Origin of the sequence: Mycobacterium sp., from assembly GCF_049683355.1 — a bacterium.
Taxonomy (GTDB): Bacteria; Actinomycetota; Actinomycetes; order Mycobacteriales; family Mycobacteriaceae; genus Mycobacterium.
In genome coordinates this window covers 1-17,319 of sequence record NZ_JBAUJB010000410.1, presented here as the reverse complement: position 1 = coordinate 17,319, position 17,319 = coordinate 1, and the positions used below count along the sequence as shown (strand labels likewise).

At 68.6% G+C, this 17,319-nt stretch carries 17 protein-coding genes and 1 pseudogene; 5 read left to right on the top strand and 13 right to left on the bottom strand.

What is annotated here, in order from left to right; genetic code table 11:
• From smc to WA944_RS23505, 13 genes are all read right to left on the bottom strand, one after another.
• On the bottom strand, positions 1-2,508 hold a 2,508-nt coding region (gene smc / locus WA944_RS23565), incomplete at its 3' end, for a chromosome segregation protein SMC (RefSeq protein WP_526647409.1).
• A 26-nt stretch (positions 2,509-2,534) separates the two neighbouring features.
• Positions 2,535-2,819: an acylphosphatase gene (locus WA944_RS23560; protein WP_526372621.1), complete on the bottom strand. Its 285-nt coding sequence runs from the start codon at positions 2,817-2,819 to the stop codon at positions 2,535-2,537.
• Complete coding sequence (locus tag WA944_RS23555; protein ID WP_526372620.1) at positions 2,803-3,219, bottom strand: OsmC family protein; 417 nt, start codon at positions 3,217-3,219, stop codon at positions 2,803-2,805. The genes WA944_RS23560 and WA944_RS23555 overlap by 17 nt, the downstream gene beginning before the upstream one ends.
• A gap of 86 nt (positions 3,220-3,305) precedes the next feature.
• Complete coding sequence (mutM, locus tag WA944_RS23550; RefSeq protein ID WP_526372619.1) at positions 3,306-4,208, bottom strand: bifunctional DNA-formamidopyrimidine glycosylase/DNA-(apurinic or apyrimidinic site) lyase; 903 nt, start codon at positions 4,206-4,208, stop codon at positions 3,306-3,308.
• A 5-nt stretch (positions 4,209-4,213) separates the two neighbouring features.
• Entirely contained in the window at positions 4,214-4,906 is a 693-nt protein-coding gene (gene rnc, locus WA944_RS23545; RefSeq protein ID WP_526372618.1) for a ribonuclease III, read from the bottom strand.
• Positions 4,903-5,541, bottom strand: coding sequence for a YceD family protein (locus WA944_RS23540; protein WP_526372617.1), 639 nt, complete (start codon positions 5,539-5,541; stop codon positions 4,903-4,905). The genes rnc and WA944_RS23540 overlap by 4 nt, the downstream gene beginning before the upstream one ends.
• A gap of 30 nt (positions 5,542-5,571) precedes the next feature.
• A complete protein-coding gene (sepIVA, locus tag WA944_RS23535; protein WP_526372616.1) occupies positions 5,572-6,309 on the bottom strand; it encodes a cell division protein SepIVA in 738 nt (245 codons plus the stop codon).
• A 111-nt stretch (positions 6,310-6,420) separates the two neighbouring features.
• The gene (gene coaD / locus WA944_RS23530; protein WP_526372615.1) at positions 6,421-6,900 is read right to left on the bottom strand and encodes a pantetheine-phosphate adenylyltransferase; all 480 of its coding nucleotides are present in this window, start codon (positions 6,898-6,900) and stop codon (positions 6,421-6,423) included.
• Positions 6,901-6,936: 36 nt separating this feature from the next.
• Complete coding sequence (gene rsmD / locus WA944_RS23525) at positions 6,937-7,503, bottom strand: 16S rRNA (guanine(966)-N(2))-methyltransferase RsmD (protein WP_526372622.1); 567 nt, start codon at positions 7,501-7,503, stop codon at positions 6,937-6,939.
• Positions 7,500-10,943, bottom strand: coding sequence for a pyruvate carboxylase (locus WA944_RS23520; protein ID WP_526608723.1), 3,444 nt, complete (start codon positions 10,941-10,943; stop codon positions 7,500-7,502). Before WA944_RS23520 ends, rsmD begins: the two co-directional genes overlap by 4 nt.
• A 42-nt stretch (positions 10,944-10,985) precedes the next feature.
• The gene (locus tag WA944_RS23515; RefSeq protein WP_526374721.1) at positions 10,986-11,618 is read right to left on the bottom strand and encodes a vitamin K epoxide reductase family protein; all 633 of its coding nucleotides are present in this window, start codon (positions 11,616-11,618) and stop codon (positions 10,986-10,988) included.
• An 8-nt stretch (positions 11,619-11,626) separates the two neighbouring features.
• A complete protein-coding gene (locus WA944_RS23510) occupies positions 11,627-12,382 on the bottom strand; it encodes a DsbA family protein (RefSeq protein ID WP_526374723.1) in 756 nt (251 codons plus the stop codon).
• A 32-nt stretch (positions 12,383-12,414) separates the two neighbouring features.
• Positions 12,415-13,542, bottom strand: coding sequence for an alpha/beta hydrolase (locus WA944_RS23505; protein ID WP_526374725.1), 1,128 nt, complete (start codon positions 13,540-13,542; stop codon positions 12,415-12,417).
• Positions 13,543-13,754: 212 nt separating this feature from the next.
• On the opposite strand from WA944_RS23505, the gene WA944_RS23500 reads away from it, so the two are divergent.
• The 5 genes and pseudogenes from WA944_RS23500 to WA944_RS23480 all read left to right on the top strand — a co-directional run bounded on the left by WA944_RS23500 (position 13,755) and on the right by WA944_RS23480 (position 17,277).
• Complete coding sequence (locus WA944_RS23500) at positions 13,755-14,594, top strand: aldo/keto reductase (protein ID WP_526647408.1); 840 nt, start codon at positions 13,755-13,757, stop codon at positions 14,592-14,594.
• Positions 14,595-14,645: 51 nt separating this feature from the next.
• Positions 14,646-15,185: a hypothetical protein gene (locus WA944_RS23495; protein WP_526647407.1), complete on the top strand. Its 540-nt coding sequence runs from the start codon at positions 14,646-14,648 to the stop codon at positions 15,183-15,185.
• A 154-nt stretch (positions 15,186-15,339) separates the two neighbouring features.
• A pseudogene (locus WA944_RS23490) lies at positions 15,340-16,509 on the top strand (PepSY domain-containing protein).
• 2 nt (positions 16,510-16,511) lie between these two features.
• Positions 16,512-16,769 carry a hypothetical protein gene (locus WA944_RS23485; RefSeq protein WP_526647406.1) on the top strand — a complete coding sequence of 86 codons (258 nt, stop codon included), beginning with the start codon at positions 16,512-16,514 and terminating at the stop codon, positions 16,767-16,769.
• Positions 16,762-17,277 carry a copper chaperone PCu(A)C gene (locus tag WA944_RS23480; protein ID WP_526374733.1) on the top strand — a complete coding sequence of 172 codons (516 nt, stop codon included), beginning with the start codon at positions 16,762-16,764 and terminating at the stop codon, positions 17,275-17,277. Before WA944_RS23485 ends, WA944_RS23480 begins: the two co-directional genes overlap by 8 nt.
• Positions 17,278-17,319: the final 42 nt, after the last annotated feature.

Genomic DNA, 17,319 nt, shown 5'->3' with positions numbered 1-17,319 from the left:
GGCGTGCACCCGCGCCTCACGGGCCCTGCGGGCGCGAACCCGAGCCTCGCGTTCTGCTGTCGCCGCCCGCCGTAGCGAATCAGCGCGTCCCCGAACGGCATTCGCGCGCTCCTCGGCGGTGCGCACCGTCAACCGGGCCTCCACCTCCGCCGAACGTGCCGCCTCCGCAGCGGCCGTCCACTCCTGGCGGTTGACGGGCTCGGCCTCGAACATCGGCTCCTGTTGGGCGTTGTGCAGCCGATCCTCGAGCGCGGCGAGCTCGGAAACCGTGTGACTGCGCCCCGCCTCCAGCTCGTCGCGCTGGCTGATCAGGCGCTGCCACTCGTCGTCGGCGGCGCGGGCTTCCTGGCCCAGCCGGCCCAGCTGTTCATAGATCGCCGAGATCGCGGCGTCGGACTCGTTGAGTGCAGCCAACGCCTGTTCGGCGGCATCCTGGCGCGATGACTGCTCAGCCAGCGCACCGGACAGGGCGGCAGACAGCTCACCGACCTGCCGCTCGGCGTCGGCGAGCTCTGCCCGGGCCTTGTCGACCTGAGCGGTGATCTCCAGTGTGCTGGGCCTGCGGTCGGAGCCGCCGCTGACCCAGCCGGCTCCGACCAGGTCGCCCTCAGCGGTCGCCGCACGCAGTTGCGGTTGTGCGGCAACAAGTTCCATGGCGGTCGCGAGGTTGTCGACCACCGCCACCCCGGCGAGCATCGCGGCCACTGCGGCGCGCACCCGCGGGGCGGCATCGATGACGTCCACCGCCCACACCGCGCCCTCGGGCAGCTGACCTGTCACGGGCACCGGTTGCGCGGGCCAGTCCCCCAGCACGATGGCGGCCCGCCCTCCGTCGGAGTGCTTGAGCGCAGCCACGGCGTCGCGGGCGGCGCCGAAGTTTTCCGCCGCGACGGCATCGGCCGCCGCGCCGAGCACTGCGGCAACCGCGGACTCGTGGCCGGACTGCACCTTGACCAGGTTGGCGATCGACCCGAAAAGCTGTGCCCCACGGTTCTCTTGGAGCCACGCTGCGCCGTCCTTGCGGTCCAGCCCGACCGACAATGCGTCGATGCGCGCCTGCAGGGACGCCACCTGGCGTTCGGCGGCGCGCTCACCGGCCTGCAGCTCGGCCACCCGCTCGTCGGCCAGCCGCAGCGCAGCCACGGTCCGGTCGTGATGGTCGTCGAGCCCGACCTCGCCGGCGTCGAGCTCGCTCACCCGGGTCTGCACGGTCTCGAACTCCGCCTGGGCCTGCTGGGCGCGTGAGGCGGCCTCGTCGATGCCTGTGGTCAGCCGGGCGACGGTCTCGTCGATGGACTCGACCCGGGTGCGCATGGTGTCGACCTGTCCGGACAGCCGGGCCAACCCCTCCCGCCGGTCGGCCTCGGCACGGGCGGCGGCGAGATGGGCCCGCTCGGCTTCGGCGGCCACCTGCTCACGCTCGGCCAGCTCGGCGCGGGTCGCTTCCAGACGTTCCCGCGATTCGGCCAGTTCCTCGAGGAGCTGCCTTTCCTGCTCGGCCACCTCCTCGGCCTGGGCGTCGAGTTCGTCGGGATCCGGGCCACCCGACATCTCGGGCTCGGCGTCGAGGTGCTGCGCACGCTCACTGGCGATGCGGACCGTCGCGCTGACCCGCTCGGCCAGGGCCGAGAGCCGGAACCACCGCTGTTGCGCGGAATCGGCGCGCTCGCTGAGTTCCTCGACAGCGAACTCGTGGGCCTCGAGCTCGACGGCGCGGACCTCCAGCCGCGCGGTCAGCTCGTCGTGCTCGCGGCGCAGCGTCGTCTCGGCCTGGTTGGTGTCGTCGAACTCGGCCTTGCGGGCGACGAGGTCGTCGGCCGCGAGCCGCAGCCGCGCGTCACGGAGGTCGGCCTGGATCGTCTGGGCCCGCCGCGCCATCTCTGCTTGGCGACCCAGCGGCTTGAGCTGACGGCGCAGTTCGGTGGTCAGATCGGTCAGCCGCGCCAGGTTCGCCGACATGGAGTCGAGCTTGCGGACCGCCTTCTCCTTGCGTTTGCGGTGCTTGAGGACGCCCGCGGCCTCCTCGATGAACGCGCGTCGGTCCTCCGGACGCGATTCGAGGATCTCGGAGAGCTTGCCCTGGCCGACGATGACGTGCATCTCCCGGCCGATGCCGGAGTCGCTGAGCAGCTCCTGGACATCCATCAAACGGCAACTGCTGCCATTGATCTCGTACTCGCCTGCGCCGTCACGGAACATCCTTCGGGTGATCGACACCTCGGAGTACTCGATGGGCAGCGCGTTGTCGGAGTTGTCGATGGTCAGCGTCACCTCGGCGCGTCCCAGTGGCGCCCGCGAGGACGTGCCGGCGAAGATGACGTCTTCCATCTTCCCGCCGCGCAACGTCTTGGCGCCCTGCTCCCCCATCACCCAGGTCAGCGCGTCGACGACGTTGGACTTCCCGGAGCCGTTGGGCCCGACGACACAGGTGATGCCCGGTTCGAAGCGCAGAGTCGTCGGCGAGGCGAAGGACTTGAAGCCCTTCAGCGTCAGACTCTTGAGATGCATGTCGTCAGACCCTACCGCCGAGCAGGTCAGCGCTCGGTGAAGCCCGGGAACGAGTCGGCGGGTTCGGACCAGTCGGAGACCACCTTGTCGACCTGGCCGGGGGTTTTGCCGCTCTGGAGCAGTTCCAGGAGGCGCTCGCAGGCGTCCCGGGAGCCCTGGGCGACCACCTGTACCCGCCCGTCCGGACGGTTCGACGCATACCCGGTCAGACCCAACTCGAGCGCCCGGGACCTCGTCCACCAGCGAAAGCCCACGCCCTGGACGGACCCGTGCACCCAGGCGGTCAGCCGGACCTCAGCTGCTGCCGACATCTTTGACCCCAAACGTCACTTTGGTACCGGACTTCAGCGTTCGTCCTACCGTGCACACCTGATCGATCGCGCGTTCCACCACGGTCAGCAACCGCGCGACGTCGTCGTCGGACAACTCCGACAGGTCGACCTCCAGCGACTCCTCCAGCAGCGGGTAGCGCTCCTGCTCGCGATCGGCAGGCCCGGACACCCTGATCGTGGCTTGGTAGTCGTCGCCGAGGCGCCGGCGCAGCGGCTGGTCGCTGGAGAGCCCGCTGCATGCGGCCAGCGCGATCTTCATCAGCTCCCCGGGCGTGAAGGCGCCCTCGACGTCCTCGGAGGCGACGGAGACCTCGGCACCACGCGTGCTGCGCCCGGTGTAGCGACGCACCCCGGTGCGTTCCACCCATAGTTCGGTCATGGCTCATTTCTACAACGTCCCCGCGGAATAGCATTCCCGGTCGTGATCGTGGCCCGATCCGCAGCCCGGAATGCTATTCCGCGACGCTAGGCGCGTGGGCGAGGCTGGCAGCGCGGGCAGTAGAACGACGACCGGTTCATGAACTTCTCCCGCCGCATCACCGCTCCGCAGCGCCGGCACGGTTCACCCGCGCGGCCGTAGGCATCCAGCGACCGGTCGAAGTAGCCGGACTCGCCGTTGACGTTCACATAGAGCGAGTCGAACGAGGTGCCGCCCTCATCGAGAGCGTCTGTCATCACCGCGGCGGCGGCATCGAGCAACTCGGCGAGCTTGCGCCGCGGTAACCCCGAGGCCAGCCGGGCACCGTTGACCTTGGCCCGCCACAGTGCCTCGTCGGCGTAGATGTTGCCGACTCCCGACACCACGGCCTGGTTCAGCAGCTGACGCTTGACCTCGGAGTGCTTGTGGCGCAACTCGGTGACGACCGAGTCGCGATCGAACCGCGGATCCAGCGGGTCGCGGGCGATGTGCGCGACCGGCGTCGGCACGTCGGTCCCGTCGACGGTGACCATCTCGGCGATCATCCAACTCCCGAAGGTGCGCTGGTCGACGAAGCTGAGCGTGGTGCCGTCGTCTAGCAGCGCGGCGATGCGCAGGTGGTTGCCGTTGGGGACGTCCCCCAGCAGCATCTGCCCGCTCATGCCCAGGTGCACGACGAGCGCGCTGCTTGATTCCCCCGCAAGCGGTCCCCCGCAAGCGGGAGGTGCCCCCACATCGGGCCCGTCCCCCAGCGTGAGCCACAGGTACTTCCCCCGGCGTCCGGTCCCGGTGATCGCGACGCCGAGCAGCCGGGCGGCCAGGTCGGCGGGTCCGGCCTCGTGCCTGCGCACGGCACGGGGGTGGTGCACCCGGACCGCGGTGATGGTCCTGTCGGTGACACGCTGGGCCAGCCCCCGCCGGACGACCTCGACCTCGGGGAGTTCAGGCATCCGGATCAGGCACTGTTGAGGGCGTTCCACGCCGCCGCGGCGGCTTTGAGTTCGGCCTCTTTCTTGGTGTGGCCGATCCCCCTGCCGTACTCGCGCTCGGCGACCATCACCGTTGCGGTGAACTCCTTGTCGTGATCGGGCCCGGTGGACGTCACGAGGTAGGAGGGCACGCCCAGCCCGCGAGAGGCTGTCAGCTCCTGCAGGCTGCTCTTCCAATCCAGGCCCGCACCCAGGGTCGGGGCGGTGTCGAGGAGCTGACCGAACAACCGCAGGATGACCTCCCGCACGACCGCCGCTCCATGCTCGAGATAGATTGCGCCAAGCAGAGACTCGACGCCGTCCGCCAGGATGCTGGACTTGTCGGCGCCGCCGGAGTTCTCCTCGCCCTTGCCCAGCAGCAGGTAGGAACCCAGACCGTCCTCGGTGAGATCACGCCCTACGTCGGCCAGTGCGTGGGTGTTGACGATGCTGGCGCGCAACTTCGCCAGATCACCTTCCGAGCGGTCCGGGTGCCGGTGATAGAGCTCCTCGGTGATCGTCAGGCCGAGCACTGAATCCCCGAGGAACTCCAGACGTTCGTTGGTGGGCAGCCCGCCGTTCTCGTAGGAATAGCTGCGGTGCGTGAGCGCGATGGTGAGCAACTCCTCGGGCAGATCGACCCCGAGCGCCTTGAGCAGCAGCGCGCGGTCGACCGTCACGGCCGGTCTCCGCCCCGCTCGCCAGACTCCTCGGCCGTCTGCTCGCGAAGCTCGGTGTCCGTCTGCTCGCGAAGCTCGGCGAGCTTCGCCCATCGCGGATCGATCTGCTCGTGATGGTGGCCGGGCTCGGCGGTGGCCAGCGGCACACCGCACTGCTGGCACAGCCCCTCACAGTCCGGGCCGCAGACCGGCGAGAACGGCAGCGCCAGGCCCACCGCGTCGATGATCGGCTGCTCGAGATCCACTGTGTCGGCACTGCCGTCGCGGCCCACACGGGGGACCTCGTCGGCACCGGTGGTCTCGTCGGTCGCGCTGTCGGGGTAGGCGAACAGCTCGGTCAGATCGATCTCGACCTCACCGGTGATCGGCTGCAGGCAGCGCGCGCACTCGCCCGCAGTCGGCGCCGACACGGTGCCGGTCACCAGCACACCCTCGGACACCGACTCCAGCCGCAGGTTCAACTCCAGTGGTGCATCCTGCTCGACGGCAAGCAACTGCAGCCCCATGCGCGACGGACTCGCGACGGTGGTCTCCAGGGTCATCATCGATCCGGGCCTACGGCCGAGCCGCGAGATGTTGATCACCAGAGGCGATCGAGATCCTCGGCGCGCGGCCGCGTTCGCATGCGTCGGCATGCACGTATCGTACGTTCAGCCTTCCGAAGGTCAGCGGGCCGCGTAGTCGTGGGTTCCGGCCGCGGTGCGCAGTTGATGGCGGCCCCGGCCTACGGAACGCAACGTGCCGTTGAGGAAGTCCTCGAATTCGGCCAGCTTGCTGTCGACGTAGATGTCGCATTCGCCGCGCAGACGGTCCGACTCCGCGTGCGCGGAGTCGATCAGCCGGGTGGCCTCGCCGGTGGCCGTGGCGACGATCTCGGTCTGCGACACCAGCCGCTGCTGCTCCTTGATGCCTTCCTGAACCGCCTTCTCGTAGGTCAGGTTGCCGCTCTCGATCAGCCGGTCGGCTTCGGACTTGGCGCGCCCGGTGGTGGCCTCGTACTCACGCTTGGCGGTCGCCGCAATCCGGTTGGCCTCCTCGCGGGCCTCGGCCACCATGCGTTCGCTGTGCTGGCGCGCCTCGGCGACCATGCGGTCGGCCTGCGACTTCGCGTCCGCCAGCAGTCGGTCGGCCTCTGCCCTGGCGTGGTTGACCATCGAATCGGCCTCCGCGTTAGCCGTCGACACGGTGGCGTCCGCGTGGTCCTTGGCCTCGCGCAGCAACGAATCGCGAGCATCCAGCACGTCCTGCGCGTCGTCGAGTTCGCCGGGGATCGCGTCCTTGATGTCGTCGATCAGTTCCAGGACATCACCGCGAGGCACCACGCAGCCTGCCGTCATCGGCACGCCGCGGGCCTCTTCGACGATTCCACCCAATTCATCGAGTGCTTCAAAAACTCGGTACACGGCAACACCCTCCAGGCGTAGTTGACAGTGACCAGTGTGCCTGATGTTACGCCTGTGACTCCGCTACCGGCACCGGTGTGTCGTTACCAATTGCTTGATGTCAGCATTATGTCAATTGTCTGCGAGCTTGGCCTGCACCCGGGCGTTCACCGGCTCCGGAAGCAGCGCCGAGACGTCGCCGCCCAGCATCGCGACCTCTTTTGCCAGCGAGGACGACACGAAGGAGTACTGCGGGTTGGTGGCCACGAAGAACGTGTCGACGCCGGCGATGTGCTTGTTCATCTGGGCCATCTGCAGCTCGTACTCGAAGTCGGTGCCGGTGCGCAGACCTTTGACGATCGCCGTCATCCCCCTGGCCTTGACGAAGTCGACGACAAGGCCCTGCCCCGACTCCGCGCGCACATTCGGCAGGTGGGCCGTCGACTCTTCGATCAGCGCGATCCGCTCCTCGACGCTGAACATGCCCTTCTTGTTCGGGTTGACGAGCACCGCGATCACGAGTTCGTCGAACTGCGCCGACGCCCGCTCGAAGACGTCGACGTGACCGAGGGTCACCGGGTCGAAGGATCCCGGGCACACCGCTCCGCTCATGGAGGTCGACGCTAGCAGCCCGAGAGCACCGGCAGCTCAGTCGTGTTCGGCGAGCTCGATCCGGGTGTCCCCGTAGCGGCGGGCGCCCCACGTCGTCCACCCGTCCGGCCAGGTGACCTCCGGGCCCGACGCCGAGCGCTCCACCACCGCCACCGTGCCCGGCATCGTCCACCCGGCACGCCCGAGCGCCACGAGCATCGCGCTGACCTCGGCCTCCCCCACCTCATACGGCGGGTCGGCCAGCACCAGATGCACCGGCCGGACGGTGCCAGCATCCAGTACCGCCGCCACCGGGCCGCGGCGCACCGACGCCCCCGCGACGCCCAGTGTCGTGATGTTCTTCGTGATCACGGCCGCCGCCCGGGGGTCGGACTCCACGAACACCGCTGACGCGGCGCCGCGCGACAGCGCCTCCAGGCCCAGCGCCCCCGAACCGGCATAGAGGTCGAGCACGTCGAGCCCGGTGAAATCGATCCGCGCGGCCAGCAGGTTGAACAGCGACTCGCGCACCCGGTCGGTTGTCGGGCGGGTACCCCGCCCGGACTTTTGCTGCGGCACCGATAGTCGGCGGCCCCCGAGGGCGCCGGCAACGATGCGGGTCAGGTTGATCCCCCGGTCGTCCCCTGCGCTTCGCGCGTGGGCCCATCGCTCCTGCCCGCCGAACCCACCACCACGAGCAGGTCTCCTCCTTCGACCTGCGCGGTGGCCGACACCGCGACGCGCGTGGCAGTGCCCGCCTTGGGCGCGGTGATGGCGGCCTCCATCTTCATCGCCTCGATCGTGGCGATGGTCTGACCCGCCTCCACCGCGTCGCCCTCGGCGACGTTGACGGTCACCACGCCCGCAAACGGGGCCGCGACGTGGTCGGGGTTGTTGCGGTCGGCCTTCTCGGCGGCCGGCACCTCGCTGGCCACGCTGCGGTCTCGGACGACGACCGGCCGCAACTGGCCGTTGATGATGCACATCACCGTGCGCATGCCCCGTTCGTCGGGATCGGAGATCGCCTCGAGCCCGATGAGCAGTTCGACACCGCGCTCCAGCTTGACCCGGTGCTCGTCTCCGTGGCGCAGCCCGTAGAGGAACTGATTCGCCGACAGGCTCGACGTGTCACCGTACAGTTCCCGGTGGGCCTCGAATTCCTTTGTCGGACCGGGGAACAGCAGCCTGTTCAGGGTGGCCTGACGCGCGGGCCCGGCCTGGCTCAGTGCCTCGTTGTCCTCGGCGGTGAGGTCGACCACCGGCTTGGCGGGGGCACGCCCGGCCAGCGCCTTGCTGCGAAGCGGTTCCGGCCAGCCACCCGGGGGGTCTCCCAGCTCTCCGCGCAGGAACCCGATGACCGAGTCCGGAATGTCGAATTTGTCTGGCTCTGCCGCGAATTCGTCGGCCGTGATGCCGGCACCGACGAGTGCCAGAGCGAGATCGCCGACCACCTTGGACGAAGGTGTGACCTTGACCAACCGGCCCAGGATCCGATCGGCGCCCTCGTAGGCGGCCTCGATCTCCTCGAAACGGTCGCCGAGGCCCAGCGCGATGGCCTGGGTTCGCAGGTTGGAGAGCTGTCCACCCGGGATCTCGTGGCGGTACACCCGCCCCGTAGGCGCGGGGAGGCCGGACTCGAACGGCGCGTACACCTTTCGCAGCGCTTCCCAGTAGGGCTCCAGGTCGCAGACCGCAGACAGCGAAAGCCCGGTGTCGTACTCGGTGTGCGCCGTCGCCGCGACGATCGAGCTCAGCGCGGGCTGACTCGTCGTGCCCGCCAACGGCGCTGACGCGCCGTCGACAGCGCTGGCGCCGGCCTGCCAGGCGGCCAGATAGGTCGCCAGCTGCCCGCCCGGAGTGTCGTGGGTGTGAACGTGCACCGGCAGGTCGAACCGGCTGCGCAGCGCACTGACCAGCATGGCCGCCGCCTGCGGCCGCAGCAGTCCCGCCATGTCCTTGATCGCCAGCACATGGGCCCCGGCGTCGACGATCTGCTCGGCGAGCTTGAGGTAGTAGTCCAGCGTGTAGAGATTCTCGCCGGGATCGGACAGATCCCCGGTGTAGGACATCGCGACTTCTGCGACGGCGGTGCCGGTTTCGCGCACGGCGTCGATCGCCGGACGCATCGAGTCCACGTTGTTCAGTGCGTCGAAGATCCGATAGATGTCGATACCCACCGCGGTCGCCTCCTGCACGAACGCGTGGGTGACCGTTTCCGGGTAGGGGGTATACCCCACAGTGTTGCGGCCCCGGAGCAACATCTGCAGGCAGATGTTGGGCACCGCTTCGCGCAGCGCGGCCAACCGCTCCCACGGATCCTCCTTGAGGAACCGCAGGGCCACGTCGTAGGTGGCACCGCCCCAGCACTCGATGGACAGCAACTGCGGGGTGAGCCGCGCGATGTAGGGCGCCACCATCAACAGACCGGAGGTGCGAACCCGGGTGGCCAGCAGGGACTGGTGCGCGTCGCGGAACGTCGTGTCGGTGACGCCGACGGACTTCGACTCCCGCATCCACCGGGCGAAACCTTCGGGCCCCACCTCCGAGAGCAGGTGCTTGCTGCCGCGCGGCGGCATCGTGTCGAGATCGACCTGCGGCAGCTTGTCGTTCGGATAGATCGACGACAGCCGGGGTCCGTGCGGCTGGTTGACGGTGACATCGGCCAGGTAGTTGAGGATCTTGGTGCCGCGGTCGGCGGGCGAGCGTGCGGTCAGCAGGTAGGGGCGTTCGTCGATGAACGAGGTGGTGACCCGGCCGGCCCGGAAGTCGGGATCGTCGATGACGGCCTGCAGGAACGGGATGTTGGTCGACACCCCGCGCACCCGGAACTCGGCCAGCGCCCGGCGCGCACGCGCGACCGCGGACCCGAAATCGCGGCCCCGGCACGTGAGTTTGACCAGCATCGAGTCGAAATGGGCACCGATCTCCCCGCCGAGCACGGCGCCGCCGTCGAGGCGGATGCCGGCGCCTCCCGGGGAGCGGTATGCGGTGATGCGGCCGGTGTCGGGGCGGAATCCGTTCGTCGGGTCCTCGGTGGTGATCCGGCACTGCATAGCGAATCCCCGTGGCGCCGTCATCATGTCCTGGCTCAGACCCAGATCCGCGAGGGTCTCACCCGACGCGATGCGCAACTGGCTGCCGACGAGGTCGACGTCGGTGATCTCCTCGGTGACCGTGTGCTCCACCTGGATCCGCGGGTTGCACTCGATGAACACGTGGTGGCCGCGCTCGTCGAGCAGGAACTCGACGGTGCCCGCACAGGTGTAGTCGATCTCGCGGGCGAATGCGACGGCATCGTCGCAGATCTTCTGCCGCAGCTCCTCGGGAAGGTTGGGCGCCGGCGCGAGCTCGATGACTTTCTGATGGCGGCGCTGCACACTGCAGTCCCGCTCGAACAGGTGCATCACGTTGCCGTCGTTGTCGGCGAGGATCTGCACCTCGATGTGGCGCGGATTCAGCACTGCCTGCTCGAGGTAGACGATCGGGTCGCCGAACGCGGACTCCGCCTCACGGCTTGCGGCCTCTATGGCCTCCGCCAGCACCGCGCGGTCGGTGACCCGCCGCATGCCGCGGCCGCCGCCGCCGGACACCGCCTTGACGAACAACGGGAATTCCATGTCGGTCGCCGCGTCCATCAGTTCGTCGACCGACGCCGACGGGTCCGAGGACGCCAGCACCGGCAGCCCGGCCGCACGCGCCGCGGCGATCGCCCGGGCCTTGTTCCCCGTCAGCTCCAGAACCCCGGAGCTGGGGCCGACGAACGTGATGCCCGCGGCGGCGCACTGAGCGGCCAGCTCCGGATTCTCCGACAGGAACCCGTAACCCGGGTACACCGCGTCGGCGCCCGCCGCGGTGGCCACCCGGATGATCTCGTCGACCGAGAGGTAGCCACGGACCGGATGGCCGATGTCACCGATCTGGTAGGACTCGTCCGCCTTCAGGCGGTGAAGGGAATTGCGGTCCTCATACGGATACACCGCGACGGTGGCGATGCCCAGTTCGAAGGCGGCGCGAAACGCGCGGATGGCGATCTCCCCGCGATTCGCCACGAGGACTTTCGAGATCCGACCGGTCACGGTTCACCTTAACCTCATCGGGGGCGCCGATCAGATGAGAGTCGACCAGTAGTTCCAGAATCGCTCGAGAATGAGCAGCGTCACCGCGGTGAACCACAGCGCCACCAGCGACCACCGCCACGTGTAGAGGGTCCTGACCACCGCGGAACCGCTTCGCTGTGCCTGCGTCGCGATCGACACGGTCACCACCAGCAGCGGGATCGTCACGGCCCACACCACCATGCAGTAGGGGCACAGCGCGCCGATCCGGTACAGGCTCTGGAAGATCAGCCAGTGCACGAACACGGTGCCCAGCAGCGTGCCACCGGCCAGGCCCGCCCAGTACCAGCGCGGCAGCGCAACCTTGGCCAGCGCGAGCACGCCCGAGACCACCACCACGCTGAACGAGACGATGCCGATCAGCGGGTTGGGGAAGCCGAGCAGCGCCGCCTGCGGGGTGATCATCACCGACCCGCAGGACAGGACCGGGTTGATGCTGCAGGACGGAATGTAGTCCGGGTTGATCAGGAGTTCGATCTTCTCGATCGTCAAGGTCAGCGCCGCAGCCAACCCGACGACCCCGGCGATCAGCACCCACAGGGCGCTGCTCCTACCGACCGCGATGCCCGTCGACTCGGCGGCCGACGGGTCGGCTGCCGACGGGTCGGACGCCGGATCAGACACCGTAACGGTCACGACGCCGGGGCGGGTGCGACAGCGTCGAGGGCGGGAACGTCTCCGACGATCTCCCTGATCTTGGCGACGAGCGCATCCGGCGTGCTGGGCTGGTAGTCCTCGCCGTTGATGCGGATCGTCGGGGTGGACTGGACCCCGGTGGCCGCAGCCAGGCCGCTGACCATGTCGACGAAGGTGCCGTTGTTGATGCACTCGGGGACATTTCCGGCAGCACCCGCCTGGCGCGCGATCTCGACCAGTCGGGCGTTGTCCGGATAGTTGGTTCCGGTTTCGCTGGGCTGCTGGGAGTACAGGGCCGCATGGAAGCGGCGGAACGCTTCCTTGGACTCGGCGGCCACGCAGTAGGCGGCGTTGCCGGCGCGCGACGAGTAGTTCTGGTTCTGCGGTCGATCCAGAATGCTCACCATGTAGTAGTCGGCGGCGATCGCGCCGGAATCGATTAGCTGGCTGATGGTGGGCCCGAACTGCTCCTCGAAGCTGCGGCACGCCGGGCACAGGAAGTCCTCGTAGAGCGACACGAGCGCCTTGGGCTCCTCGGTGCCTTCCTTCGTGATCAGGCTGCTCGACTCCACCCTGATGGCTTCGGCCTCACCTGCGGTCGGCCTGTCTTCGGCGCCCATCACGATGTACAGCACCAGCGCGACCGCGAACAACACCACGACCGAGGTCAGACCGATCTGGATGAACAGGTTGCGCTTACGGTCGGCTGCCTTCAGGTCGTAGCGCGCGTTCTTCTTGGGTTTGGTGGCCACGGAAGACAGAGTACCGGCGTCCCCGGCGAGGATTAGCCCGCTCGGGTCAGATGCGCACGCAACGCAGAGATGAAGTCGGTGGTCGCGGTGGCGCTGGCTCCACCGAGCGGGAAGAAGTTGGCGAAGCCGTGCACGACCGCTCCGTACTCGCGGTAGTCCACGGCCACGCCCGCCCCGCGCATGGCCTCGGCGTAGTTCCTGCCCTCGTCGCGCAGCGGGTCGAACCCGGCGGTGACGACCAGGGCCGGCGGCAAACCGGATAGGTCGTCGGCAAGAAGGGGTGAGACGCGCGGATCGGAGCCGTCGAGCTGGGCGCCGTCGAGGAACCGGGTGTTGAACCAGTCGATGTCGTCTCTGGTGAGGAAGAAGCCCCGGGCGAACAGCGTCCGCGAGCGAGTCTGCGCGGTGTAGTCGGTCACCGGGTACAGCAACAGCTGCAGCGCGGGCGGCGGCGATTTGTCGTCCCGCGCACGCAGGCACACCAACGCGGCCAGGTTGGCCCCCGCGCTGTCTCCGCCCACCGCGACCCGCCTGGGATCGGCGCCGAGCTCGGCGGCGTGCTCGACGGCCCACAGGTACGCGGCGTAGGCGTCCTCGGCGCCTGCGGGCGCTTTGTGCTCGGGAGCCAACCGATAGTCGACCGACAGCACGTGGATCTGTCCGGCCCGGCAGATCTCGCGGCACAGGTCATCATGAGTGTCGATGCTCCCCATCACCTGGCCACCGCCGTGATAAAAGACCAGCAGCGGCGCGTCGGGATGGTCGGTGCGGTAATGCCGCGCCTTGATGGGGCCGACGGCACCGGCCACCGCCAGATCGGTGACGGCGGATACCGGGATGTGTTGCCTGAAGCTGTCCGCGAGCAGCTCCAGCTGGGCGCGCGCGGCGACGAAGTCGTCGTCGCCGACCAATCCGTCGAGTCCCAGCGACTGCTGACCGGTGAGCATCAACTGCAGCGTGGTGTCGAGGGTGTTGCCGTCGAGGGTGATCGACCGCCCACCCAGCAGAACGCGCTTGACGCCGTCCGGGATGCTCGGCAACGCCCGCAGCGTCACCCCGGCGACCTTGTTGGCCAGTACGTCCCGGACGCGGACCTTGCGGCTCGGACGCGTCCCCGGGATTTCGGTGACGGGCGCCTGACCCGTCGCGCTCTGCGTCATGTCTGCTCCATCGGTTGTGCCACACCTTACCGCCGGCGCCGGGTGAGGCGGCCTACTACGGCGCACCAGGCGCAAAACTCCCGGGCAGGCGAATGATTAGGCGACTTACCGACACCGCAATATAGTCATCGGCAAAACCGTGTCCCGGCCCGGATCCACAACGGCGACCGGGGTGCGGTGAACGAGCATTCCACTTCAGCAGGGCAGGTGACATGACCTCGGCGGCAGCGATTCCCACCGTCACACTCAACGACGACAACACGATGCCGGTGTTCGGCCTCGGTGTGGGCGAGTTGTCGGACTCCGAGACCGAAGCCTCGGTCCTGGCGGCGTTGGAGGCCGGCTACCGACTGATCGACACTGCAGCCGCCTACGGCAACGAGGCCGCGGTCGGACGGGCGATCTCCCAGTCCGGGGTCCCGCGCGACGAGCTGTTCGTCACCACCAAACTCGCCACCGAGGACCAGGGCTTCCAGTCCTCGCAGAACGCCCTGAAGGCCAGCCTGGAGCGACTCGGCCTCGAGTACGTGGACCTGTACCTCATCCACTGGCCCGCCATCGAAAACGGCAAGTACGTCGACAGCTGGGGTGGCCTGATGAAGGCCAAGGAAGTCGGTGACACCCGCTCGATCGGTGTCTGCAACTTCAACGAGGGCCACCTCGACGACATCATCAACCTGTCGTTCTTCACCCCCGCGGTCAACCAGATCGAGCTGCATCCGCTGCTCAACCAGGCCGAACTCCGGACGATCAACGCCGGGTACGGGATCACCACCGAGGCCTACGGTCCGCTGGGCGTGGGCAATCTCCTCGACAATGCCGCCGTCACCGCGGTCGCCGAGGCTCACGGCAAGACACCGGCTCAGGTGCTGGTCCGGTGGAGCCTGCAGTTGGGCAATGTCGTCATCCCACGCTCGTCGTCTGCAGAGCGGATCAGGTCCAACCTCGAGGTCTTCGATTTCGAGCTGACCGACGACCAGATGGCCACCCTCAACGGTCTCGACAACGGAACCAGATTCCGTCCGGACCCGGAGACCTACTCCGGAACCTGACCTACTAGTCCGTGTAGTAGACAGTGGTCAGGTCCGGGTAAGGTTCGGCCCGTGGGATCGCCCAGGACACGCGCACGCTGGTTGCGCGGCGCCCTGGTGGGCGTGACGTCTGCGGTGATGACCGTAGGTGCCCACGGTGCGGGCGGCGGCGGCATCCCCGGTGGCGGCGCATTGGTGATCGCGCTGCTGGCCTGCGCCACCGTGGGAGCGGTGCTCGGCGGGCTGCCCGTCACCGGACGAACCGCCGGATCGGTGGCCACCACGGCCGGATTCTGTCTCGCCCAGCTGCTGGGCCACGCGACACTGATGACGGCCGGCCAACACCATGGTGGCGGCCTCGTGGACATGGACACCTCGATGGCCGCCGCCCACCTCGGGGCAGCGGTGATCCTCGGCATCGCGATCACCGCCGCCGAGTACCTCTACGTCGTCTGCTCTTCGGTGCTGTGCTGGCTGCGTCTGTTCGCGATGCGGGCGCTGCGCCATCCCGCGCGCCCGTTGCGTCGGAAATCGAAGATCGTGGTCGTTGCACCGGTTCTGGTCACCGGACTGGGCATGCGTGCTCCCCCGCGGGTGGTCACCGCCGCATAACGCGGCCGGACTGTTCCCATCCCGAGCCGTGGCGCCCCGCTGCGGTGTCGCATCCGCGCCGTCGTCGCTTCGCCGACGACGGCCACCCCCTGTGCACTGATGCTGCGGTTTCGACCGACGCGTCGTGCCGCAACGACCCCGAAAGTCTCAACCCATGACCGTTCCCGAACACACCGTCGAACCGAGCTCCCCCACCGACCGCCCACCATCATCCACGCGACCCAGTTGGCGGCCTTTTGTCGTGCGGCTGCACTTCTACGCCGGCGCGCTGGTGGCGCCGTTCCTCGTCGTCGCCGCGATCACCGGCGGGTTGTACGCCCTCGCCCCCACGCTGGAGCGATTCGTCTACGGCGACCTTCTGTACGTCGAGCCTTCGGGGCCGCCGCTGCCTTTGGATGTCCAGACCACGACGGCCCGGGCCGCCTTCCCCGACCTCACCGTGACCGGACTGCGGCCGCCGGCGAACGACAGGGACTCCACCCGGATCCACTTCGCCGATCCCGCCCTCGGTGAGGAGTTCTCCCGGGCGGTGTTCGTCGACCCCTACACCGGCGCCGTACTCGGGGACGAGGCGACGTGGTAGGGATATCTGCCGCTGAGCACCTGGCTCGACGGACTGCACCGCCACCTCAACCTCGGTGAGCCGGGGCGGGTCTACAGCGAGGTCGCGGCGTCCTGGCTGTGGGTGGTGGCCCTCGGGGGTGCATATCTGTGGCTGACCAAAGCGGCAGCTGAGCGGCGCCGAGGCCGCCGGGGCCGGTTCCTGAGGGTCGACCGCAGCGTCAGCGGGAGATCCCGCACACTGAATTGGCTTGGCGCGGTTGGTATCTGGCTTCTTGCCGGGCTGCTCTTCCTGTCCGCGACCGGGATCACCTGGTCCACGTATGCCGGCGCCCACGTCAGCGACATCAGGGCAGCGCTCGATTGGCAACGCCCGCAGCTGGATCCCAGGGCCGAGCCGGCCGCCGACGAGCACGCGGGCCACGTCGGCTCCGCGGCGCCGATACCCGTCCATCCGGATGTCGACTACGACGCGGTGCTCGACGTCGCGGCCGGTGCCGGAGTCCAGCTGCCCGTCGAGGTCACGGTGCCCGCCGAACAGGGTGAGGCGGTAACAATCACCGAGATCGACAAGGCCTACCGCTGGACCACCAACGCCGCGGCGGTCGACCCCGCCACACTCAACGTCACCGGCGAGATCGACTACTGGCGTGACTATTCGGCTGTCGCCAAGCTGGCCGACTGGGGAATCCGCGGGCACATGGGCACTCCGTTCGGCTGCTCAACCAGCTGCTCCTGCTCACCGTCGCTGCCGGACTGCTGAGCGTGATCGTGCGCGGGTACCGCATGACCGCATGTGGTGGCAGCGCAGACCGACACGGGGCCCGGCATGGGCGCTCGGCAGGCCCCCCGCGCGGCGGCATCCGGCAGTTGCCTCCGCTCGTGATATTCGCGGCGGTCGCAGTCGGCTGGTTCCTGCCGCTGTTCGGGCTCACGCTCGCCGCTTTCGTCGCCCTCGACCTGATCATCAACGCCGCCAAAGCGCGGCGATCGACTACCCGGAAGGCAGAAACCGATGTCTGAGTGCACAATTCGATCCACGTGGGGTATCGCGCTGGCGGCCGCAGCGCTGGCTCTCTCCGGTTGTACGCCGCCGGCCGATCATGACCACGCCACCATGGCCTCTTCGGTCACCTTCGATGAACAGTGGGCAAGCTCGGCAGAGACCGGCATGGCTGCGGTGTTCGGCACCGTCACCAACAACGGGCATCACGCCGCCCACCTGGTGTCCGGCTACTCTGCGGCGGCGGGCCGGGTCGAGGTACACGAGGTCGTCCCCGACGACACGGGAGGCGCCACGATGTGGCCCAAGGCCGGCGGAATCACCGTGGCGCCCGAAGGCACACACCAGTTGGTGCCGGGAGGCGATCACCTGATGCTGATGGAACTGCGGCAACCGCTGCTGCCGGGCGCCGAGGTGACGCTGACCGTGGTATTCGAGGACGGTTCGGAGCTACCGGTCACCGCGCAGGTACGCGATTTCGCCGGCGGGCATGAGGACTACCAGCCCGGAACATCCGACCATGGGTGACCGTCGACACCCGGTCAGTCGGCGGCGCCTCCTGTCCGGAGG

Excerpts from the sequence above, each read along its gene's own strand:
- WA944_RS23555 (WP_526372620.1), bottom strand. The coding sequence starts at position 3,219 with ATGACCGAACTATGGGTGGAACGCACCGGGGTGCGTCGCTACACCGGG.
- mutM (WP_526372619.1), bottom strand. The coding sequence starts at position 4,208 with ATGCCTGAACTCCCCGAGGTCGAGGTCGTCCGGCGGGGGCTGGCCCAG.
- WA944_RS23560 (WP_526372621.1), bottom strand. The coding sequence starts at position 2,819 with ATGTCGGCAGCAGCTGAGGTCCGGCTGACCGCCTGGGTGCACGGGTCC.
- WA944_RS23505 (WP_526374725.1), bottom strand. The coding sequence starts at position 13,542 with ATGACGCAGAGCGCGACGGGTCAGGCGCCCGTCACCGAAATCCCGGGG.
- WA944_RS23500 (WP_526647408.1), top strand. The coding sequence starts at position 13,755 with ATGACCTCGGCGGCAGCGATTCCCACCGTCACACTCAACGACGACAAC.
- WA944_RS23480 (WP_526374733.1), top strand. The coding sequence starts at position 16,762 with ATGTCTGAGTGCACAATTCGATCCACGTGGGGTATCGCGCTGGCGGCC.
- coaD (WP_526372615.1), bottom strand. The coding sequence starts at position 6,900 with ATGAGCGGAGCGGTGTGCCCGGGATCCTTCGACCCGGTGACCCTCGGT.
- WA944_RS23540 (WP_526372617.1), bottom strand. The coding sequence starts at position 5,541 with ATGCCGACGCATGCGAACGCGGCCGCGCGCCGAGGATCTCGATCGCCT.